Annotated in this window: 18 protein-coding genes and 2 pseudogenes; 12 read left to right on the top strand and 8 right to left on the bottom strand. The window is 67.7% G+C overall.

Annotated features, from left to right (window positions below):
* Positions 1 to 299: 299 nt before the first annotated feature.
* Positions 300 to 1,790 carry a DEAD/DEAH box helicase gene (locus IM689_RS01110; RefSeq protein WP_193642531.1) on the top strand — a complete coding sequence of 497 codons (1,491 nt, stop codon included), beginning with the start codon at positions 300 to 302 and terminating at the stop codon, positions 1,788 to 1,790.
* Between the two features lie 87 nt (positions 1,791 to 1,877).
* Here the strand turns inward: IM689_RS01110 and IM689_RS01105 are convergent, their stop codons facing one another.
* Positions 1,878 to 2,840, bottom strand: coding sequence for a patatin-like phospholipase family protein (locus IM689_RS01105; protein WP_193642530.1), 963 nt, complete (start codon positions 2,838 to 2,840; stop codon positions 1,878 to 1,880).
* A gap of 79 nt (positions 2,841 to 2,919) precedes the next feature.
* On the opposite strand from IM689_RS01105, the gene IM689_RS01100 reads away from it, so the two are divergent.
* The 7 genes from IM689_RS01100 to IM689_RS01070 all read left to right on the top strand — a co-directional run bounded on the left by IM689_RS01100 (position 2,920) and on the right by IM689_RS01070 (position 8,977).
* A complete protein-coding gene (locus IM689_RS01100; protein ID WP_319803748.1) occupies positions 2,920 to 3,681 on the top strand; it encodes a sulfite exporter TauE/SafE family protein in 762 nt (253 codons plus the stop codon).
* A 34-nt stretch (positions 3,682 to 3,715) separates the two neighbouring features.
* On the top strand, positions 3,716 to 4,189 hold the full coding sequence (locus IM689_RS01095; protein WP_223059965.1) for a DinB family protein: 474 nt from the start codon (positions 3,716 to 3,718) through the stop codon (positions 4,187 to 4,189).
* Between the two features lie 19 nt (positions 4,190 to 4,208).
* Positions 4,209 to 4,541 (top strand): YnfA family protein, encoded by a 333-nt coding sequence (locus IM689_RS01090; protein WP_047310498.1) that lies wholly within the window; start codon positions 4,209 to 4,211, stop codon positions 4,539 to 4,541.
* Positions 4,542 to 4,641: 100 nt separating this feature from the next.
* Positions 4,642 to 5,313, top strand: coding sequence for a CDP-alcohol phosphatidyltransferase family protein (locus tag IM689_RS01085; protein ID WP_193642529.1), 672 nt, complete (start codon positions 4,642 to 4,644; stop codon positions 5,311 to 5,313).
* Positions 5,310 to 5,783 carry a YqaA family protein gene (locus IM689_RS01080; protein WP_193642528.1) on the top strand — a complete coding sequence of 158 codons (474 nt, stop codon included), beginning with the start codon at positions 5,310 to 5,312 and terminating at the stop codon, positions 5,781 to 5,783. Before IM689_RS01085 ends, IM689_RS01080 begins: the two co-directional genes overlap by 4 nt.
* A 75-nt stretch (positions 5,784 to 5,858) precedes the next feature.
* Positions 5,859 to 6,731: an oxidoreductase gene (locus tag IM689_RS01075; protein ID WP_193642527.1), complete on the top strand. Its 873-nt coding sequence runs from the start codon at positions 5,859 to 5,861 to the stop codon at positions 6,729 to 6,731.
* Positions 6,732 to 6,883: 152 nt separating this feature from the next.
* On the top strand, positions 6,884 to 8,977 hold the full coding sequence (locus IM689_RS01070) for a neutral/alkaline non-lysosomal ceramidase N-terminal domain-containing protein (RefSeq protein WP_227484346.1): 2,094 nt from the start codon (positions 6,884 to 6,886) through the stop codon (positions 8,975 to 8,977).
* A 67-nt stretch (positions 8,978 to 9,044) separates the two neighbouring features.
* Here IM689_RS01070 and IM689_RS01065 read toward each other — a convergent pair whose 3' ends face one another.
* Entirely contained in the window at positions 9,045 to 9,983 is a 939-nt protein-coding gene (locus tag IM689_RS01065) for an alpha/beta fold hydrolase (protein ID WP_193642526.1), read from the bottom strand.
* 137 nt (positions 9,984 to 10,120) lie between these two features.
* Between IM689_RS01065 and IM689_RS01060 the strand changes: the two genes are divergently transcribed.
* Positions 10,121 to 11,191, top strand: coding sequence for a flavin-containing monooxygenase (locus tag IM689_RS01060; RefSeq protein ID WP_193642826.1), 1,071 nt, complete (start codon positions 10,121 to 10,123; stop codon positions 11,189 to 11,191).
* A gap of 222 nt (positions 11,192 to 11,413) precedes the next feature.
* Complete coding sequence (locus IM689_RS01055) at positions 11,414 to 12,232, top strand: hypothetical protein (protein ID WP_193642525.1); 819 nt, start codon at positions 11,414 to 11,416, stop codon at positions 12,230 to 12,232.
* Positions 12,233 to 12,249: 17 nt separating this feature from the next.
* On the opposite strand, the gene IM689_RS01050 is transcribed toward IM689_RS01055, so the two are convergent.
* The 4 genes and pseudogenes from IM689_RS01050 to IM689_RS01035 form a co-directional block, all read right to left on the bottom strand.
* Positions 12,250 to 12,639 (bottom strand): DUF411 domain-containing protein, encoded by a 390-nt coding sequence (locus tag IM689_RS01050; protein WP_182434790.1) that lies wholly within the window; start codon positions 12,637 to 12,639, stop codon positions 12,250 to 12,252.
* 259 nt (positions 12,640 to 12,898) lie between these two features.
* Positions 12,899 to 13,507, bottom strand: coding sequence for a DUF305 domain-containing protein (locus IM689_RS01045; protein ID WP_193642524.1), 609 nt, complete (start codon positions 13,505 to 13,507; stop codon positions 12,899 to 12,901).
* Between the two features lie 618 nt (positions 13,508 to 14,125).
* Positions 14,126 to 14,311 carry a heavy-metal-associated domain-containing protein gene (locus tag IM689_RS01040; RefSeq protein ID WP_193642523.1) on the bottom strand — a complete coding sequence of 62 codons (186 nt, stop codon included), beginning with the start codon at positions 14,309 to 14,311 and terminating at the stop codon, positions 14,126 to 14,128.
* Positions 14,312 to 14,386: 75 nt separating this feature from the next.
* A pseudogene (locus IM689_RS01035) lies at positions 14,387 to 14,710 on the bottom strand (heavy metal translocating P-type ATPase); the annotation flags it as partial.
* A gap of 96 nt (positions 14,711 to 14,806) precedes the next feature.
* Between IM689_RS01035 and IM689_RS01030 the strand changes: the two are divergent.
* Both IM689_RS01030 and IM689_RS01025 read left to right on the top strand, forming a co-directional pair.
* Positions 14,807 to 15,799, top strand: a complete 993-nt coding sequence (locus tag IM689_RS01030; RefSeq protein ID WP_319803746.1) for an MFS transporter — start codon at positions 14,807 to 14,809, stop codon at positions 15,797 to 15,799.
* A 126-nt stretch (positions 15,800 to 15,925) separates the two neighbouring features.
* A complete protein-coding gene (locus IM689_RS01025) occupies positions 15,926 to 18,094 on the top strand; it encodes a heavy metal translocating P-type ATPase (RefSeq protein WP_193642522.1) in 2,169 nt (722 codons plus the stop codon).
* Positions 18,095 to 18,481: 387 nt separating this feature from the next.
* Here the strand turns inward: IM689_RS01025 and IM689_RS14495 are convergent, their stop codons facing one another.
* Both IM689_RS14495 and IM689_RS15110 read right to left on the bottom strand, forming a co-directional pair.
* On the bottom strand, positions 18,482 to 18,829 hold the full coding sequence (locus tag IM689_RS14495; protein WP_182434792.1) for a hypothetical protein: 348 nt from the start codon (positions 18,827 to 18,829) through the stop codon (positions 18,482 to 18,484).
* Between the two features lie 909 nt (positions 18,830 to 19,738).
* A pseudogene (locus IM689_RS15110) lies at positions 19,739 to 19,987 on the bottom strand (TniQ family protein); the annotation flags it as partial.
* Positions 19,988 to 19,994 lie beyond the last annotated feature (7 nt).

Below are 19,994 nucleotides of genomic sequence, written 5' to 3'. Positions count from 1 at the left end.
CGCGGTGGACGGATTGGTCTGCGTGCAGCCTAGGCACGTGTGCGGTGCGTTGCCCAGCCTATGGGCACACAAGGATGGGGCGCCGACGGCTACGATTCACGCGTCCGGGGTGCCCGGGACGTGAGCGGCGGCACACAGGAGTCTGCCTGTACAGCGCGTAGACTGGCCGTTCGAGCAGGTGGCCGGTCGGCCGGAGGCGACGTTTCTCGCCCGTCGACCCGGTGATCGTGAGAACAACGAGTTCGCCTGCGACGCGAGGTGTTACGCCTCGCGGGTGAATCCATGTGTTCGGAGATTTCTTGACTTCCTTTGCCGATCTCGGCGTGCCCGCCGTCCTGTCGAAGACGCTCGACAAGCTGGGCATCACCACGCCCACCCCCATCCAGGCCGCGACGCTGCCCGACTCCCTCGGTGGCCGTGATGTTCTCGGCCGTGGCCGTACCGGCTCGGGCAAGACGTTCGCGTTCCTCCTGCCGCTCGTCTCTCGCCTCGACGAGACGCGCTACGAAACGCGCACGTACAAGCCGCGTTCGCTCGTCCTCGCACCGACGCGTGAGCTCGCCAACCAGATCGCCGACTCGCTGCGTCCCCTCGCCGAGGCCGCCGGCCTGACCTTCACGACCGTCTTCGGTGGTGTCGGCCAGAACCCGCAGGTCAGGGCGCTCGCCGCCGGGGTCGACGTTCTCGTCGCGTGTCCCGGACGCCTCGAGGACCTCATGGGTCAGGGCTTCTGCAACCTCGAGGACGTCGAGGTCTGCGTGCTCGACGAGGCCGACCACATGGCCGACATGGGCTTCCTGCCCGGCGTCAAGCGCATCCTCTCGAAGGTGCCGAGCGACGCTCAGCACCTGCTGTTCTCGGCGACGCTCGACAACGGCATCGACGTTCTCGTCAAGAAGTTCCTCACGAACCCCGTGACGCACGAAGCCGATTCGGCCAGCTCGCCGGTGGCGACGATGGAGCACCACGTGCTCGCCGTCGACAAGGACACGCGCATGGACGTCCTCACCGACCTCGTCTCCGCGCCGGGGCGCACCGTCGTCTTCACCCGCACCAAGCACGGCGCGAAGAAGCTGTCGAAGCAGCTCGCCGCCCGCGGTGTGCCGTCGGTCGACCTGCACGGCAACCTGTCGCAGAACGCCCGCGTGCGTAACCTCGACGCCTTCCACTCGGGCAGCGTTCGCACGCTCGTGGCCACCGACATCGCGGCGCGCGGTATCCACGTCGACGACGTGTCGCTCGTCGTTCACGCCGACCCGCCGGCCGAGCACAAGGCTTACCTGCACCGTTCGGGACGTACGGCACGCGCCGGCGCGGCGGGCACCGTCATCACGCTCATGACGCCGGATCAGCGCGGCGACGTGAAGTCGCTCCTGCGCGCGGCGAAGATCACCGCGACGACGACGTCGGTCGACAGTGCGCACCCGCTCCTGCAGGAACTCGCGCCCGGTGAGCGTTCGCTCCTCGACGCCAGTGCCGTGGCTGCGGCGATGCCGACGGCGCCCGTCCAGCAGCCCTCGAAGAGGGGCGGCTCATCCTCCGGCGGTCGCAGCCGTGGTGGTCAGGGCGGTTCGGGGCGTTCCGGCGGCCAGGGCGCGCAGGGTGGCCAGCGCGGTTCGGGCCAGAAGCGCGGCGGTTCCGGTCGCGGTGCGTCGCAGGGTTCGAGCGAACGCGGCGGCCAGGGCGGCGGAGCCCGCGGCGGCTCGCGCCGTAACGGGTCGGCCACGGGTGGCCGCAGCGGTGGGGGAGCGGCGTCGTTCTCCGCTAACTCGCGCAGCGGCCGACGCTGACGCGGCAACGTTTCTTCCGAACGACGGACGGCCGGTGAGGTTCACTCCTCACCGGCCGTTCGTCGTCTGGGGGCCGTCTGGAGCGGGTCAGTGGGGCCCGTGCGAGGCTTCCGAGGTGGAGGAGCGCGCGACGTCTGCCTCGTCGAGCAGATCGGCCATGATGCGCCGGCCGTCCTCGACGGCGCGGCGCTGAACGTCCTCAGCCCGGCCGACGACGGAGATGCGCGCCACGTCGGCGGGTGGTGAGACCTGCAGGATGCGCGGGTCGTCGTACATGAGCGACTCGAGCTCCACCTTGCGTTCCGCGCGACGCTTCCACGCGCCGGCCGAACCGGGCGCGTGCCGCGTCATCCACCGCGCCACGAGCTGACGTTCGATGCGCTTGTCGGGGGAGATCTCCAGGGACGGCGCCTTCGTACGAAGCACCAGCACGTGCGTCGCACCCTGCTCGAGGGCGGTCTCGATCGGCACGTTCTCGCTGATGCCGCCGTCGATGTACAACTCCCCGTCGATCTCGACGGGCGGCCCGCCCAACACGGGCAGACGGGCCGTGGCCCGCATGGCGTTCTGCAAACTCGCCTTGTCGTGGATCGTGTTCACGAGGTCGACCGATTCGCCCGTCGCTGCGGCCGTGGCGATGGGGTGGTACTCGACGTCGCTGGCGAGAATCTCCTCGAAGCCCATGGGCGTGACGTTCTCGTACAGGTCGTAGACGATGACGTCGGTGTCGACGACCGGCTTTCCGCGCAACGCGTTTCGCGGTCGGATGGTGGCGTTCATGCTCTCGGGAGCCCACCAGCCGTGGATGTTGGCTCGCGCGCGGCCGCACACGAGCCAGGCCCCGTTGAGCGCTCCGGCGGACGTTCCGTAGACGGCGTCGACGGCCGGGAGGAGGTCACGCTCCTCCATCTCGGCCACCATGCCGCCGCCGTACGCGGCACGTGAGCTGCCGCCCTCGAGGACGACAGCGAGGCGTGCGTCGTCGTCACGCGAGCCGGGCGTGGAGCCGGCCGCCAGTCGCCGCCGGAGGAGATCGAGTACGTCATGCACCGGCTCATTGTGACGACCTCGTCCGTGCCTCACAAACGGGGAATCTTGTGGCGCGCGTCCATCGGTGTTCAATGGTCTCGTGGATCTCACCGTGACGACGCTCGCTGCCGTCACCTGCGCCATCCTCATCGGTGCTGTGCTGCAACGACTCTCGGGTTCCGGCATGGGTCTCGTCCTCGCCCCGACGCTCACCCTCGTCATGGGAGCGGCTACCGGCGTCCTGCTCGCGAACGCGACGACGACCGTCTCGGGGCTGCTGCTCACCCTCACCCTGCGCCGCCAGGTGGATTGGCGCCGCGCCGCCGTCATCTGTGCGTGTGTCGTGCCCGGCGCGGTCGTGGGCGCGCTCGTCGTGAGGGCGGCGTCGGCCGCGTGGCTGCAGGTCGTCGTGGGTGCGGCGGTGCTGGGCGCCATCGCGTTCACCGCGCTCGCCGATCGCCTCGGCCGCCTGCCCCACGTCACCCGCGCCTGGCCGACGCCCGTGGCCGGCGTTGTCGGCGGCTTCTTCAACACGGTCAGCGGGGTGTCCGCGCCGGTGCTCGTCATTCACTCGCGCCTGACGCGCTGGGAGCACACGTCGTTCGCGGCCACGCTCCAGCCGATCTTCATGACGATGGGTGCCGTCTCGGTGGCCGCGAAGGTGCTCCTCGGCTCGACGGGCGTCCACGAGTTGCCGCCGCTGTGGCTGCTGCCGTACGTGGTCGTGCTCGTGCTCGTCGGTATCGGGATGGGAAGCGGGCTCGCACGCCACGTTCCGACGGAGCGGGCCAAGGCGCTCGCCATGCTCCTGGCCGGCATCGGCGGCGCGAGCGCGCTCGTGCGCGGCCTGATCTCGCTCTGACGGAGCCGCTCACGAATCCGGCAGACTTGGTTCCGTGGACGAACGCCCGGTGCTCATGGCCTACCTCGAGAAGCAGCGCGGCCACGTGCGTGGCTGCCTCGAGGGACTCGACGACAACGCTGCCCGCAAGACCCCGCTTCCCTCGGGCTGGAGCCTCCTGGGTGCCGTCCACCACCTCGCGCTCGACGTCGAACGCTTCTGGTTCCGCTGGGTCATGGCCGGTGAAGGGGTTCGACTCGCTGACGACGCGTGGCAGGTTCCCGAGCGCGAAACGCCCGGGACCGTCCTCGACTTGTACGAGCGCGAGTGCCGCGCGGCCGACGCCGTCATCGCCGGCATGTCACTGGAAGCACGTCCACTGCAGTGGCGCGACGCGTGGGGCCCCTGCCACGTCGAGAACCTGCGCGATGCGCTGCTGCACGTCATCACGGAGACAGCCACTCACGCGGGCCATCTCGATGCCGCCCGCGAACTGATCGACGGACGTCAGCACCTCGTGCTCGAGTGACGCCTGAGACGATGCAGACATGACGATCCTGCGCTCCGTCGCCCTGTTCGCCCTCGCCGCGCTCACCGAGATCGGCGGCGCTTGGCTCGTGTGGCAGGGCGTGCGCGAACACCGCGGTTGGGCGTGGATCGGCGCGGGTGTCGTCTCGCTCGGCATCTACGGATTCGTGGCCACCTTGCAGCAGGACGCGAACTTCGGGCGCATCCTCGCGGCCTACGGCGGGGTCTTCGTCGCGGGCTCGCTGCTGTGGGCGATGGCGCTCGACGGCTTCCGCCCCGACCGCTACGACATCGTCGGCGCGCTCGTCTGCCTCGTGGGCGTCGCCGTCATCATGTACGCGCCCCGCGGCTGAACGGGAGGTTGCGAACGCGTCTCGACGCCGCGTGGCGTGTGATTGGGACGTTCGTGCGTGTCATGATCGCCTCGTCGCACGCACAGGAGACGAGGTAGGCATGACGCTGGTGGAGCGCTACGGTGCCGACCCCGTCGCCGAACGACTCTGGACCCCGGCAACGGTCATCACGTTCGTGCGTACCATCGCCTCCCTCGCGGTGGCGGCGCTCGCCGTGGTCAGACGTGACGAGCACCTCCTGTGGGCGGCGCTCGGCATCTACTGGGTCGGCGACATCCTCGACGGTGCTGTTGCTCGCAAACTCGGATGCGAGACGCGCATCGGCGCGGTGCTCGACATCCTGTGCGACCGCGTCAACTGCGCGCCCGTCTACCTCGGCCTCGCGTGGCTGCACCACGATTTCGTCGTGCCGATCTTCATCTACCTCTTCCAGTTCATGACGATCGACGCGTTCCTGTCGATCGCGTTCCTCGCCTGGTGGGTGCGTTCGCCGAACTACTTCTTCCAGGTCGACCGGACGATTTTCACGTGGAACTGGTCAAAGCCCGCGAAGGCGGTCAACTCTGCGGCTGTCGTCGTCCTCATGCTCCTCACCGGGTCGATGTGGGTGGGCCTCGTCATCGCGCTCGCGCTGGTCGTGCTCAAGGTCGTGTCGTTGCGCCGACTCCTCGCGATCGGCCTGCCGATTCCGCCGTTCACCGGCGCAGCGCACTCGGCGCCAGAGACCGGAACCACCGGAACCAATGGAGCTGCCGTAACGAGTGATCGGTGACGGCGCTGCTCCTGGCCTTCGGGGTCGGTGTCGCGTCGGCGCTGCTGCCGTTCTTCAACGTCGAGGCGTATCTGCCCGTCATCGGGCTGCGCTCCGACCCTGCGCTGACGGTAGGGCTCGCCCTCGTCGCCGCTGCCGGTCAGACACTCGGGAAGGTCGTCTGGTACGTGCTCGGTGCACGGGGCACCGAGTCGACGTGGCTGCAGAAGAAGCTCTACAAGGGCAAGCGTCGGGAGACGTACGAGCGGTGGTCGATCCGGCTCACGCAGCAGCCGCTGCTGTCGACCGGAATCATGCTGGCGTCGTCGTTCGTCGGGTTGCCGCCGCTGCTCGTCATGGCGGTCGTCGCGGGCAGCGTGCGCATGAGCATGACGATCTTCCTCTCCACCGTCCTCGTGGGACGATTCGCACGTTTCTGGCTGCTGCTCGAGGGCGCTTCCGCCCTGTGGCACCTCGACCTGTTCGGCTGACGAGGCCCGTCCCGCCCACCGAAATCGAACGGACGCCACCTTTCGTCGACCGCTTGCGAGTAGTCGAATAGAGCCATGACGACTTACGAACTGGCAGGCCATTCCGTCGCTCGCGTCGGGTACGGCGCCATGCAGTTGCCCGGCCCCGGCGTGTTCGGGCCGCCACGAGACCACGACGAAGCCATCGCCGTGCTCAAGCGCGCGGTCGAGCTCGGCGTCAACCACATCGACACGTCGCAGTTCTACGGGCCGAACGTCTCCAACGAGCTCATCCGTGAGGCGCTGCACCCCTACGCCGACGACCTCGTCCTCGTGTCCAAGATCGGTGCCCGCCGCGACGAGCAGGGCAACTGGCTGCCCGATCAACACCCCGACGCCCTCAAGGCAGCGGTTCGCGAGAACCTCGACACCCTCGGCGTGGAGCGCCTCCCCGTCGTCAACCTGCGCGTCATGCCGAAGGACGAGATGAGCGACCCGGGCACCGAGTACTGCCCGCTCGACGACCAGCTCGCCGCCATGCAGGAACTGGTCGACGACGGCCTCCTCGAGCACTTCGGCGTGAGCAACGTGACGAGGGACGAGGCCGCCCGGGGCATCGACGCCGGCGCCGTCTGCGTGCAGAACCCCTACAGCCTGCTCGCCCGCGACGACGAAGCCACCCTCACGCTGTGCGCCGAGCGAGGCGTGGCCTACGTGCCGTTCTTCCCGCTCGGTTCGGCCTTCCCGGGCATGCCGAAGGTGACGGAGAACGAGACCGTCAAGGCTATCGCCGAGGAGCGCGGCATCACGCCTTCGCAGGTCGGCCTCGCGTGGCTGCTCGGGCGCTCCGAGAACGTCCTGCTCATTCCGGGCACCTCGTCGGTGGCGCACCTCGAGGAGAACTGCGGTGCGGGCGACGTCACGCTCGAGCCCGGCGACATCGACGCGCTCAACGCCATCGGCGCCTGACCGGTCTTCCGGGCGCCACGTGAGCGACCGCGTCGGGGGACACCCGGCGCGGTCGTCCACGTTTCCGTGACATTTCCCCTAACTGATCGCACGTCCGGGATAACCTGTGCGGGTCGTTGACGTGTCGTGCGTCACAGAGGAAGGCGAACGGAATGCAGAAGCAGAGCAAGCGGGTCTCGGCGCTCGCGATGATGGGCGCTCTCGCCGTCACGGCGGGTTCGCTCGCCGGGGCTCCGGCGGCGTCGGCCGAGACGAACGCCCCGTACCTCGTGGGTGCGGGCATCTACGACATCACCGGCGCGGTGGCCGAGACCGGTGCTTTCGGATACGCGGCCAACCAGGAGATGAACGGCCTCCAGGAGCGCCTGTACTCGCACGCCTACGTCATGGGGGACCCGAAGACGGGCAAGCGCGTCGTCTTCGTCAGCGCCGACGCCGGTGCCATGTTCCAGTCGGTGAAGCTGGGCGTCGTCAACAAGCTCAAGGCCAAGTACGGCAGCCGCTACGACGACTCGAACGTCATGCTCTCGGCCACGCACACCCACGTCGCCAACTCCGGCCAGTCGCACGACAAGCTCTACCAGATCGCCGGGGCCGACAAGTCGGGCTCCGGCTACGACCAGCGCAACTTCGATGCCATGGTCAACGGCATCGTCGCCTCCATCGAGCGCGCGGACGCCAACGTCGAGCCGGGCAACATCTCCGTGACGAGCGGCAACCTCTCGGGCGCGACGAAGAACCGCTCCGCGAAGGCGTACGAGGCGAACAAGGACGCCGGTTCCTTCGACTCGAACGTCAACGAGACGATGACGGTGCTCAAGCTGACGTCCGCGTCGGGTCAGCCGGTCGGAATGATCAACTGGTTCTCGACGCACCCGACGCAGTTCTCGAAGGACACGACGCACATCAGTGGCGACACGAAGGGCCGCGCGCAGTACGAGTTCGAGAAGAAGATGAAGTCCGACCCGACGAAGGCCAAGACCTTCGTCGCGGCGTTCGCCAGCTCGGACGAGGGCGACGTCGTCTCCACGCAGGGCAACTCGAAGTCGGCGCCCGGCTTCGGTGGTTCGAGCGACGACTTCGTCAACACCGAGATCGACGGAATGCGCCAGTACACGCGGGGCGAGCAGCTGTGGAACGGCCCGTCGACCCCGGTAACTGGTCCCATCGATTCCCGTGGGCGTTGGGCCAACTTCGGCGACTACACGGTCAAGGGCGAGTACACGCAGGGCGCCGGTGAAAAGAAGCTGTGCAAGCCCGCTCGCGGTTGGTCGTTCGCGGCCGGCGCCGAGAACGGCCCGTCCGACATCCCCGGCATCTACGAGGGCATGACGAAGGGCAGCTTCAGCGTCACCGACAAGTACAACAAGATCGACACCTCGGCCCTCGGTGGGCTCACACGCTTCGCGCTGGCGTCGCTCACGACGATCCTCGGTGCCGACGACGCGTGCCAGGAGGAGAAAGCCGTGCTCCTGCCGGACGGCAAGCTCGGTATGGCCCCGACGGCGGCTCCGGTGCAGATCCTGCGCATCGGCAACGTCGCGCTCGTCGGTGTTCCCGCCGAGGCCACGACGATGAGCGGTCGCCGTATCCGGGCCGAGGTGAGCAAGCAGCTCGCCGGTACGGGCGTCGACAACGTCGTCGTCGCAGGCCTGACGAACTCCTACATGGGCTACCTCACGACGCGTGAGGAGTACGCAAAGCAGCACTACGAGGGTGCCTCGACGGAGTTCGGCCCGAACCAGCTCGGTGCCTTCCTCCAGGAGTACTCGGGCCTGGCCAAGGCCATGCGTGACGGGACGAGCGTGAGCAACCAGGTCACGCCGACGACGAAGTCCGGTGGCGCGTCGCGCGCCGGTGTCGTGCTCGACGACAAGCCGCTCAGCCAGTCGTTCGGCCAGGTGCTCACCCAGCCGAAGGCCTCCTACTCGCGTGGCGAGACGGCGACGGCGGTCTTCCGCGGCGGTCACCCGAAGAACGACTTCCGCACGCAGCGCAGCTTCCTCGAGGTGCAGCGCAAGGAGGGCTCGCAGTGGGTCACCTACCTCACCGACCGCGACTGGGACACGTCCTACACGTGGAAGCGCGAGGGCGCCTCGTACTCGCGCACGACGGTGGACTGGCGCATCCGGGGCGACGTCCCCGCAGGCACCTACCGCCTCGTGCAGACGGGTGACTGGACGAACGGCTGGAACGGCAAGGTCTCGCCCTACACCGGTACCTCGCAGGAGTTCACGGTCAACTGACCTGTGGACGCACCTCGGCCCCGCAACGTTCGCCGTTGCGGGGCCGAGCTGTGTTGGTGCGGCTGGTTCAGTCGGCCATGTCGGTGGCGTGGCGCTGGGTGACGATGCCGCGCGCGATGAGCGCGTCGTCGCCGCGCACCATGCCGGCGACGTTCATCGCGACGCCGCGCACCCGCATGGCGGGGTGGCGCGGTTTGCTCGGCGGCTCGAGCTCGCGCACGGCTTCTTCGCCCCCGTCGTGGAGCAGGCAGAGCTTCGCCACCTCGTGCGCGTGGCGGTACATGACGGAGTGCGCGGCGTTGTCGACCTCGACGGCTCGGCCGCGAGGAACGAGCTCGACGAGGCGCTCGGCCCACTCGCGAGGGCAGTTCGCGTCGTGGTCGCCGCGCACGATGAGCGTGTCGGCCTGCACGGCGCCGATGCGCTCCTCGATGCGGTAGCGCATCATGCGAGGCAGGGTCTTGAGGATCCAGCGCGGGCCGCACATCGCGTACGACATCCCGACGAGCACCCGCACCGCGCCCGGTTCGTAGAGCGCGGAGTGCGCGAGGCGAAGGATCTGCTGGGGGATGGTGCGGGCGTCGGCGTCGATGACAGGGCCGATGAGGACGAGCGAGGTGAGCTCGGGGCGGCGGGCGGCGAGTTCCGTGGCTACCTGAGCGCCCATCGAGTGACCAATGACGACGGGGTCGTCGAGGCCGAGGTCGTCGATGACGGCGCCCGCGATCTCGGCGAAGTCGCCGATGTCGAGCGCGCGGTCGCGGTGACGCACCCCGCCGAACCCGGGCAGGTCGATGGCGTGGACCGAACCGGTGGTGTTGAGGTCCGCCGCGAGGCGTACGTAGTAGTTCGAGGCGACGCCGATGCCGGCGAGCAGGACGAAGTCCCGGCCTGCCGGACCCTTGAGCGTGGTGACGCGGGCCTGGGTCGTGCCGCGGCGCACGCGACGGACGGTAACGTTCTCGCCCTGCACCTTCTCGTCGGCAGCAACGGCCTGTGCGCTCACGTGTTCGTCACCCTCTGCATGTCGTCTCGATGGGGTGGGCTTGCCGATCGCCCCACTGCCCGAAGAGCCTACCCGGCGGTAATCAGTGCGGCCGGTGACGGCATAACCGCACGATCGGCGGCGTTCTCGTGTGCGTGATCCACGATTCCCTCGTCATCGGAGCCGGTCAGGGTGGCCTGGCGTCGTCCTATGCGCTGAAGCGGCGGGGCATCGAGCACGTCGTGCTCGACCGCGATTCCGGCCCGGGCGGGGCGTGGCAGCACCGCTGGGACGCGCTCACGATGGACGACGTCCACGGAGTCGCCGACCTGCCCGACTCAACCGCGCCCGGGCGCTCACCGGAGCGGGCGAACGTCGTCATTCCGGAGTACTTCGGTGAGTACGAGAGCGAACACGACCTGCCGGTCGAACGGCCCGTCAAGGTGACGCGCGTGGAGGCGGAGGACGGGGCGCGGCAGGGCCCGCTCGTCCTCACGGCCGACGACGGCCGTACTTGGCGGACGCGGACGCTCGTCAACGCGACGGGCACGTGGACGCGACCGTTCGTTCCTGCGTACCCGGGCGCGTCGAGCTTCGCGGGCGAGCAGTTCCACACCGTCACCTACCCCGGCCCGGAGCACTTCCGCGGCAAGCGGGTGGCCGTCATCGGCGGGGGAGCGTCGGCGGTGCAGTTCATCGGTCAGATCGCCCCGATCGCCGACATCGTGTGGGTGACGCGGCGCGAGCCTGTCTGGCGCGACGGGTTCGACGGCCTCGAGGTCGTCACCGGCATCGAGGAGCGCGCGGTGCAGGGGTTGCCGACGCAGAGCGTCGTCTCGGGTACTGCGCTCAGCCTGCGGCCACAGGAGTACGAGGCGTCGCGGCTGGGCGCCTACGACGGGCGGCTGCCGATGTTCGAGGGCATCGAGCCCGAGGGCTTGCGGTGGGCTGACGGCCGGTTCGAGCGGGTCGACATCATTTTGTGGGCCACGGGTTTCCGGCCCGCGATCGACCACCTCGCGCCGTTGCACCTGCGCTCGTCAGCCGGTGGCATCGCGCTCGAGCGGGTGCCGGGCAACATTCAGGGCGCGACGACGGCCGCGCTCGACCCGCGGATCCACTTCGTCGGCTACGGGCCGTCGGCGAGCACGATCGGAGCCTCCCGCGCTGCTCGTCAGGCGGCCCGGGCGGTGGAGACGTACCTCGCCGAGGACCGATCGCGAGACTGACGCCCGCGTGCTGCGTTTCGCCCGATCTTGGGAGTTGTTCAGCCGACCGGCCCGCCCCGCCGTCCCGCCGAAAAATTGTAGGTTCCCGCTCGGCTTGTCCGAGCGACAGGGCCTCTGACCTGCGGTGGGACAACTTTGTGGGACGCGTTCCGTCCCACTAAGTTGTCCCGTTCTTTGCCTTGCCTGCCGAGTTGAGCCGAGCGGTGAGGTGTTGCCTGGCGGGTGCCGCAGCGCCATGCTGAGCCGATGGTCAGCAGATTGGGCTACGACACGGACGCAGACTTTGAGTTGCTGCGTCACACATTGGCGGTCACGGAGTCGTACAAGCCGATGCTCGACGCCTTGACGTGGCCTTCGCATGAGAGTTCGGAGTTGGCGCGGATCGACTCGCTGGTGGGCAGCAACATCACGGTGACCGAAACGTGCATCACGGGACAACGCACTGCCGTTGGGTGCGTCTTACACCTGGCTGAACTTTTCCGTCAGGGTATTGAGCCCCGAGCTTCAGTTGCGGTGTCACTCTCGCGTACGGCCTTGGTCAGCAGCGCGCACATCGTCTATGTGCTCGGGGCTCCCGATCCGGACATCCGGGTTGCGAATGCCAGAACGGTACTGCGACGCCAAGCGGGCAGCCATCTGTCGTCAACCCGGGAGTTCGCGGAGTTCGAGAGTCTGATCGGTCTGCGCCCGCCGGCCGATCTGGTGCTCACGCTGGAGACAGCACGCCGCAATATCGGGGGATCTGGCGCTGGTGAGGGGGCGATGGTCCTGGAAATGGCTGACAGCATGGCGCGAGTGCTGGTTGGCTCCGAGTACCAAGAGTCCGGAGACCTTGGCGCGCTGCGTGAACACCTCGCATGGGTGTGGCATGTCTGGTCCGGCACGGCACACGGATGGGCCTGGCCAAAGCACGTGCCGGGCCTCGACGATGACGATCACGACGTGGCCCCGGGCCATTGGGCGACTGACTTCTTCCAGTTAGCCGTGATCGTGCAGCACGCAGTTCGGCTGGTCGTGGACGGCCTGACTTCACGTGAGTGACAAGGGAGCTGCTCTCGTCAGGCCTGCTGTTGTGATTGCTTTCGTACGTCCGCGAAGACGCGCGGCTTGCCGTCGGTGACCAACAGCACCTCGTAGGGGTCGAACTGATCTCCATGCTCCATGCCTGGGCTGCCCGTAGGCATCGCTGGCACGCTGAGGCCACGGCTGCCCTTCGGTGGGTCAGCCAAGTACTCCAGCACGAAGCGTGCCGGGACGTGCCCAACGAAGACCTCGCCATTTGAGTTGAGGGCCAGGTGGCATGACTGAAGGTCCAGGGGGATGTCGTGGCGCGCCCACACCTCGTGGAGGGCCGTGGATTGCTCGGTGGTGATGGAGAACCCGTTGTTCTCAGCATGCTCGACCCAGCCGCCGCAGCATCCACACGAGGGGTCCTTGTAGACGGTCATCGACAACCGCGTCGGGTTAACGCCATGGCCGGCCGATTTCGCCGGGGGTGAGGTCGTCTCCCTTGCGGAGGACGTTGAACGGTCATCTGCGCAAGCGGTCAGTAGTGACACCGACCCTGCGCCGGTCAGGAGGAAGAGTGTCCGGCGGCTGAGCTGGCGACCGGCTGTGGATGTTTCGGGAGGCATCGATCAGAACTTTCTGTGTCGTTGCCAGTGGGCCGGCAAGCCATGCTCGGCCGGGCCCACTGGCAGGGGCTGATCAGAGGGAGGCGCGCAGCTCGCGCATCTCCTTGATCTCTGCGTTCTGGTCGCGGATGACGTCGGCCGACAGTTGCATGGCGTCCGAGTTCTTGCCGTCCTTACGGTGCTCCTTGGCCATCTTCACGGCCCCTCGGTGGTGCTCGATCATCTGGTCGAGGAAGAGCTTGGAAGCCTGTTCGCCGTTGGCATCCTTCAGCTTCGTCAGGTCCTTGGGACTCAGCATCCCGTCATGGTCCATGCCCATGCCGTCGGAGCCGCCGTGGTCCATGGTGGAGCCGTCTTGGCCCCAGTCCTTGAGCCAGGACTGCATTTCTTTGATCTCGGGGCCCTGGGCCTTCTTGATCTGCTTGGCCAGCTTCACGACGTCGGGGTCTATTCCCGACTTCTCGAGGATGATGTCGGACATCTCGACGGCCTGCTCGTGGTGCATCGTCATGCCCTTGGCGTATTGGACGTCGGCGTCGTTGAACTGTGCCGAGGGCTTACTGCTGGTACTGGTGGCGTCGTGTCCGTCGTGCGAGCCGCCTGCGCCGTTGGAGCAGCCGGTGACGACGAGCGCGGCCGCAGCGGCGGTCGTCAGTGCCTTGATCGTGGTGTTCTTGCGCATGTGTCATCGTTCCTTGTCTTGAGTTCCGATTGAGTGGGCAGGAGTGCTCCGCTTGATGTCGCGAGGTGCGTCATCAAGCGGAGATCAATGCCTCACGTTCGGCTTGTGCACAAACGGATCAATGACACGCCTGCCATGGTTCCCGGCCGGAGCCACGGATGATCGGTCCCTGCGCGTAGCCACGAGGGACGCCAGCGCCACGGGGAGCCACGTCGTCCGCGCATCACGAACGTCAAGAACAGCAGCATGAATATGCACATCGCAGCCATGGCGCCGGGGCCATCGCAGGCGAGGGGCGGGCAGTGCTCGCCTCCCGTATTGGCGGGCGGCGACTCTGCCGCGTGGTCGATCGATGCACTTGCGTGCTGCTCGGATCCGACGACCGGGGAATGGTGGCCGATGGAGAACCCGTGCATAGCGAGCAGGCCAGCAATAACCGCGGTCGCCAATGCCACCAGAACCAGGGCTCACCGGCCCGACAGTGTGCGGCCACCCTGCGGGTGAACGCGACACTGCTGTCGGGGAGCATGCCCACCAGTCTAGGAACTGCGCCGTCGGGCACGCAAGGTAGGTATCGCCATAGGGTCAGGCGTGGTCGGTGTCCACGGTGTAACCGGCTCATTTGATCGCCGTGTGGACGGCGTCATCGGTCACCGGCGCGTCGGTGGTCACCATCAGACTCCCTGTGGAGGTGTCGACGGCGACATCAGTAACGCCGTCGATCTGCTCGACGTGGTCGGTGACCTTGCTCGCGCAGCTTCCGCAGGTTATGCCGGAGACGGTGTAGGTGCTGTTGGTGGCCATGGGATGGCCTCATTTCTCTGTGGTTTCCGGGACACTTCGTCCCGGAGGGTTCGGGTGCGCTTGCGAGATGGATGGTCAGGCGCGGATTGGGGTGCGCGGGTCGCCGCTGGCGCTGGTTGCTGGCTCTGCGGCATCCCCGGGCAGCTCTGCCGGGTCATGAGTCGGTGTGAAACCGCGCAGGCGCAGGCTGTTGGTGACGACGAAGACCGAGGAGAAGGCCATCGCGGCGCCGGCGAGCATCGGGTTGAGCAGCCCGGCCGCGGCCAGAGGCAGGGCGGCCACGTTGTAGGCGAACGCCCAGAACAGGTTGCCCTTGATCGTGCCTAGGGTGCGCCGGGAGAGGCGGATCGCATCGGCCGCGGCGCGCAGATCGCCGCGTACCAGGGTGATGTCGGAGGCTCGTGTGCGGGCTGGCAGGCAGCGGGCAGGTCCTGCTGTCCGGCCGGGTCGGACAGGGGGTGGGTGCCGCGCTGCTCTCGCCCGCGGCAACTGTCGGTGGTCGTTCGCCTCTTCGAGGGCCAGGAGCGCAACCGCGCCCTGGGGATCTGGTCGGCCCTTGGTGGCGGCGGGGCGGCGATCGGTGTGCTCCTTGGGGGGCTGATCGCCGCCGGACCGGGGTGGCAGTGGGTCTTCTTCGTCAATATCCCGGTCGGCCTGGTCATCCTCGTCGCGCTCGTCCTGCTGTTGCCCGCCATGCCGCGCGCTACGCAGGAGCGGGCTCGTCTGGATGTGCTGGGCGCTGTGCTGGTCACCGCGGCAACGGCCTCGCTCATCTATGGCTTGGTGCGTGCGGGTGAGCCCGGGGGCGCTGGTGCTGCCGGTGGCTTCGTGGCTGGTTCCGTCGTGCTCTACCTCGCCTTCGCCGTGTGGCAGCGCACGACGAGCAGTCCGCTCATGGATCTCGCCCTGATCGGTCGCCGCTCAGTGGCCGCAGGGGTCTTCGTCATCCTCATCGGCACGGCCCTGATGGTCGCGGTGTTCTTCCTGGGGACGTTCTACTTCCAGGGTCGAGAAGGTCACGGGCCTCTGATCACCGGGCTGCTGTTCCTGCCGATCGCGCTGACCACGATGCTCGGCGCAAACCTCGCTGGCCGTCTCATCGCGACCGTGGGCGCTCGGCGGCCCGGCGTGGCCGGACTGGGCGTCGCTGCCGCAGGGCTCCTCGTCCCTGCTGTGTGGTCCACCACGCTGGCCACCGTCCTCGGGGTCTCCGTCGGCGCCCTGGGCATCGGCGCCATCTTCGTCGTCGCCGCGGCCACCGCCCTGAGCCAGGTTGATCCCAGCGAGGCCGGCGTCGCCTCCGGCCTGCTGAGCACCTTCCACGAGTTCGGCGCCTCCATCGGAGTGGCCACCGTCTCCAGCGTGGCCGCTGCCAGCCTTGCCGGCACCGACGCGTCTGGATTTCAGACGGCCTTCCTCGTCGCTGCGGTCGCGGCTCTGGTTGGCGCAGTTGTCGCTGGCGTGGTGATTCCCCGCGCACGTCAGTAGCTGCACCAAGCCATGTTCACCCGACCCGCTCCCCGGTGGCGACCGCCGTCGGGGAGCGGGATACCGCGCGTTGACTTATACCCCTAGGGGGTATAACTTCCACGTATGAGCTCGAGCCATGACCACATGTCAGCACCGGGATTAGACGAGCGCGAGAAGCGCAACTCGCACCAAGCGGACAGTCCCGGGCACACACACGCGGGCCATCAGAATCACGACACAGGCCATAGCCAAGCTGATCACGGCGGGCATGCAGGTCACGGTGACCATGTCGGGCAGTTCCGTCGCCTGTTTTGGATCATGCTCGTCCTGGCAGTCCCGGTCGTCGGCTTTAACGACATGTTTGCCGACCTCGTCGGTTATGACCTCCCCAGTTGGGAAGGGGTTCGTTGGGTCTCGCCCGTGCTCGGCACCGTTATGTACCTCTGGGGTGGTTGGCCCTTCCTGACCGGCGCCGTCAGCGAAATCCGCAGCCGCAAGCCGGGGATGATGCTGCTCATCGGACTGGCCATCACCGTGGCCTTCATCTCCTCCTGGGGCGCCAGCCTGAACGTCCTCCACCACGAGCTGAACTTCTGGTGGGAGCTGGCCCTGCTGGTGGTGATCATGCTCCTGGGTCACTGGATCGAGATGCGGTCCCTAGCCCAGACGACCTCGGCTCTGGATTCTCTGGCAGCGCTCCTGCCCGACGAGGCCGAGCGTCTTGAGGGCGACGACGTGGTCACGGTCGACCCTGCCGAGCTGGTGGTCGGTGACGTCGTGATCGTTCGTCCCGGTGCAGCTGTGCCTGCTGACGGACGGATCGTCGATGGTTCCGCGAGCATGGACGAGTCGATGGTCACGGGCGAGTCCAAGACCGTGCGCCGCGGCAAGGGCGAGAGCGTCGTGGCGGGCACGGTGGCCACCGACTCCGGTCTGCGCGTGGAGGTGACAGCGACCGGCGAAGACACCGCCCTGGCCGGGATCCAAAAGCTTGTGGCCGACGCCCAGGCGTCTTCCTCCCGCGCTCAGCGCATCGCCGACACCGCGGCCGGGTGGCTGTTCTGGTTTGCCCTCGGCGCCGCAGCGATCACCGCCGTTGTCTGGTCGCTGCTCGGCATGCCCGATGACGCGGTGGTGCGCACTATCACCGTCCTGGTCATCGCCTGCCCCCACGCGCTCGGCTTGGCGATCCCGCTCGTGGTCTCCATCGCGACCGAACGTGCCGCCCGTGGCGGTGTTCTCATCAAGGATCGGTTGGCGCTGGAGTCCATGCGCACCGTCGATGCCGTTCTGTTCGACAAGACCGGCACGCTGACCAAGGGCGAGCCCACCGTCACCGCCATCCAGGCGTTTGAGGGTCGCGACGACGACGAGGTGCTCGCCTTGGCCGCGGCCGCCGAGAGTGACAGCGAGCACCCGCTGGCCCGCGCCATCGTCAGCGCCGCTCGCGCCCATGAGCTCGAGGTCCCGCGAGCAGGTGACTTTTCCTCCTCACCCGCGGTGGGGGTGCGGGCCATCGTGGACGGGAAGACAGTTGAAGTTGGTGGCCCCCACCTCCTGGAGCAGCACGGCCTCGACGAGCTCCCCGTCGCGGACGCCTGGCGCGAGGAGGGCGCGATCATCCTGCACGTCGTGGCGGACGGCGCAGTCATCGGCGCACTGCGCCTGGCCGATGAGATCCGGCCCGAGTCCCGCGTTGCCGTCGACGCCCTCCACGCTGCCGGCGCCCAGGTCGTGATGATCACCGGGGACGCTGAGGCCGTGGCCCAGACCGTCGCCGCCGAGCTGGGCATCGACCGCGTGTTCGCCGGCGTCCGTCCAGAGGACAAGGCCGCCAAGGTCGCCGCGCTCCAGGACGAAGGGAGGAAGGTCGCGATGGTCGGCGACGGCGTCAACGACGCCCCGGCCTTGGCTCAAGCCGATGTCGGCATCGCCATCGGCGCTGGCACCGACGTGGCCATCGGCTCCGCAGGGGTGATCCTCGCCAGCTCGGATCCACGCTCCGTGCTCTCGGTCATCGACCTCTCCCGCTCTTCCTACCGCAAGATGAAGCAGAACCTGTGGTGGGCCGCCGGCTACAACCTGATCTCCGTGCCCCTGGCAGCAGGCGTCCTCGCCCCCATCGGATTCGTTCTCCCAATGAGCGTCGGAGCGATCCTCATGTCCGCCTCTACCGTCGTTGTCGCGCTCAATGCCCAGCTCCTACGCCGCCTCGACCTGTCACCGGCCACCAGTACCGCGAAGTTCATCGACGACGAGAGTGCAGCCTGCGCCGGAGACTCTGGACAGGCCAGGGAGTCGGATGCTGGCTGACGCCTCAACCGACTGTCCGCGGGAATTCGCCTGCAAGGCGGCGGGGGAGAGGTTCGTATGGGAACAGATCGTCGGGGGTGAGGTTCCAGGTCGTCCGGAGGTTTTGTCGGGGAACTGCGCCGTTGAGGTCCTCCAGTTTCGAGAGCGGCCCGCAGGTGTGGATGAGCGCTTCGCGCAAGTCGTTGCGTTGACTACTCCAAGTCAATCGCTGGTGGGCCCATCCGTCTTCTCGCAGGTTCGTCGCTGGGTCCATGACCCCAAGGTCCTGCTCGCGTCCATTCGCGGAAATGATGGGAACCAGACGGCTGATCAGTTGTCGGACGTTCTGGCAGTACGGGTCATGGTCGCGGCCTGCGCTGCGTCTGCTGGGTAGTCCCGGGCGACTCTTCAAGGCGGCGTCCAGGTGAGGGGGCCATCGACGGTGTTCCCGTGATGACCGATTAGGCGTTCGTGGTACTGCCGAAATAGGACGTCGTGTGCGTCGTCGAGGTGCTGCCTTTGTGCGACATGTTCCAGATGCGCTGAGGTTCCTCCTGGCGTCCCCAGCGGATGGGGGGCCAAGCGGATGTCGCCTCCCGTGAACACCTCCCAGAATCGGCGAAGGCCAGCGAGATCATCATCGCGGTGCGCGCCGACCACCTTCGCAAGTTCGGCCACGCTGTGAGCAGCGCGCCGCCGTGCGCTGTAGTTGATCGGCGGCGGTGCCTGTCGCAACTGGGTGAAGAGATCCTCCATGTCCTGCAGGACATTTGGCCAACGATGATGGTGGAGGGACCGGAGTCGGGTTCCGGCGGAGCGTTGGAATGTGGCGGGCAGTCCGAGTTCGAGTGCGATGTGGCTCCATGGCGTAGTCCGCCCTAGTCGCAGCAAGATCATGGATAGCACGGGCCCGTCGTCTTCTTGGACGTCGTGGGCGCGTAGGGCGATAGTCCAGAGAGACTGCGGGACCCAGCTTGCGGGCGGCAGGAGGGGCTCTGTCTGGTGTTCTTGGAGGATGTGCTGCCCGTGGTCCCGAGGTGAGGTCCACTCCGGTGGGTGGGCGGCCCATGCGCGGGCTGTTCGGAAGGTGAGTCGGGAGCTCGGTGGGATGGCGGATGCGATGTTGCGAATCCCGGCGGCGACCAGGATGGGGCCGAGGTCACTGCGGAGCGCCTGTGATCGGGGTCCGAGTAGCCCGGTGGTCTGGTGGTCCGAGAGCATGAGGTTGATGGTCGGTCCGCTGCCGTCGGTCTGGTTGAGATCGTCAAATGCCGCGCTGGCTCGGGCGAGGTGGTCGGCCCAGGAGGAGGCTGAGCGGGCCTGAGCGACGGACAGTCGCAGGAGTGCGCAAAACGTGTGTAGGTGCTGACTGGCGGTGGCTGACCACGGCCCAAGGCTCCTTGGGCCGCCCGGGTCCCGGTGCGCCGCGTCCACGAGAACGAGGAGTCGTTGCTGGGCGTGCAGGGCCGCATCGTGAACCGGGATCTGGGCTGCGTCGCCGAGGTTGCCGTTGCACCAGGGACGGATGCTCCGTTGCGATGTGCCGCCCTTGGGCCTGGGCTCACGTTCGGTGCAGCACGCTTGGCCAGCCAAGCGTCCGCCCCAAGACGATGACGACCACGGCCGCTGACCGCAGGATGGACAGGTTGCGATGAGGGCGATGTGGTGGTGGGGGCATGCGAATGTCCAGGGCTGCTGCCAGAGTGTCGACCAACCGAACCCTGACGCGAGGCATTCGGGGCAGTATCTGCTGGAGGTGTTCTTGGGCACCGACTCTGAGAGACGCCCGTCGTCGATCAGCGGGATCTTCACGGGCTCGGGTGGCTCGGTGCCGAGCACGGCATAAAATCCCGAACGCTTGTCGAGCAGTACTCGCTCTAGGCCGCTCCCTGGGGGATTGCCGGGGATGTGCATTGCAGTG

This window comes from Dermacoccus barathri (genome assembly GCF_015070805.1).
Lineage (GTDB): Bacteria > Actinomycetota > Actinomycetes > Actinomycetales > Dermatophilaceae > Dermacoccus > Dermacoccus abyssi.
Note: the sequence above shows the minus strand (reverse complement) of the source record. Positions and strands in the feature narration are given on the sequence as shown.

Excerpts from the sequence above, each read along its gene's own strand:
- IM689_RS01090 (WP_047310498.1), top strand. The coding sequence starts at position 4,209 with ATGACGATCCTGCGCTCCGTCGCCCTGTTCGCCCTCGCCGCGCTCACC.
- IM689_RS01085 (WP_193642529.1), top strand. The coding sequence starts at position 4,642 with ATGACGCTGGTGGAGCGCTACGGTGCCGACCCCGTCGCCGAACGACTC.
- IM689_RS01075 (WP_193642527.1), top strand. The coding sequence starts at position 5,859 with ATGACGACTTACGAACTGGCAGGCCATTCCGTCGCTCGCGTCGGGTAC.
- IM689_RS01070 (WP_227484346.1), top strand. The coding sequence starts at position 6,884 with ATGCAGAAGCAGAGCAAGCGGGTCTCGGCGCTCGCGATGATGGGCGCT.
- IM689_RS01050 (WP_182434790.1), bottom strand. The coding sequence starts at position 12,639 with ATGACCGTCTACAAGGACCCCTCGTGTGGATGCTGCGGCGGCTGGGTC.
- IM689_RS01045 (WP_193642524.1), bottom strand. The coding sequence starts at position 13,507 with ATGCGCAAGAACACCACGATCAAGGCACTGACGACCGCCGCTGCGGCC.
- IM689_RS01040 (WP_193642523.1), bottom strand. The coding sequence starts at position 14,311 with ATGGCCACCAACAGCACCTACACCGTCTCCGGCATAACCTGCGGAAGC.
- IM689_RS01025 (WP_193642522.1), top strand. The coding sequence starts at position 15,926 with ATGTCAGCACCGGGATTAGACGAGCGCGAGAAGCGCAACTCGCACCAA.
- IM689_RS14495 (WP_182434792.1), bottom strand. The coding sequence starts at position 18,829 with ATGGAGGATCTCTTCACCCAGTTGCGACAGGCACCGCCGCCGATCAAC.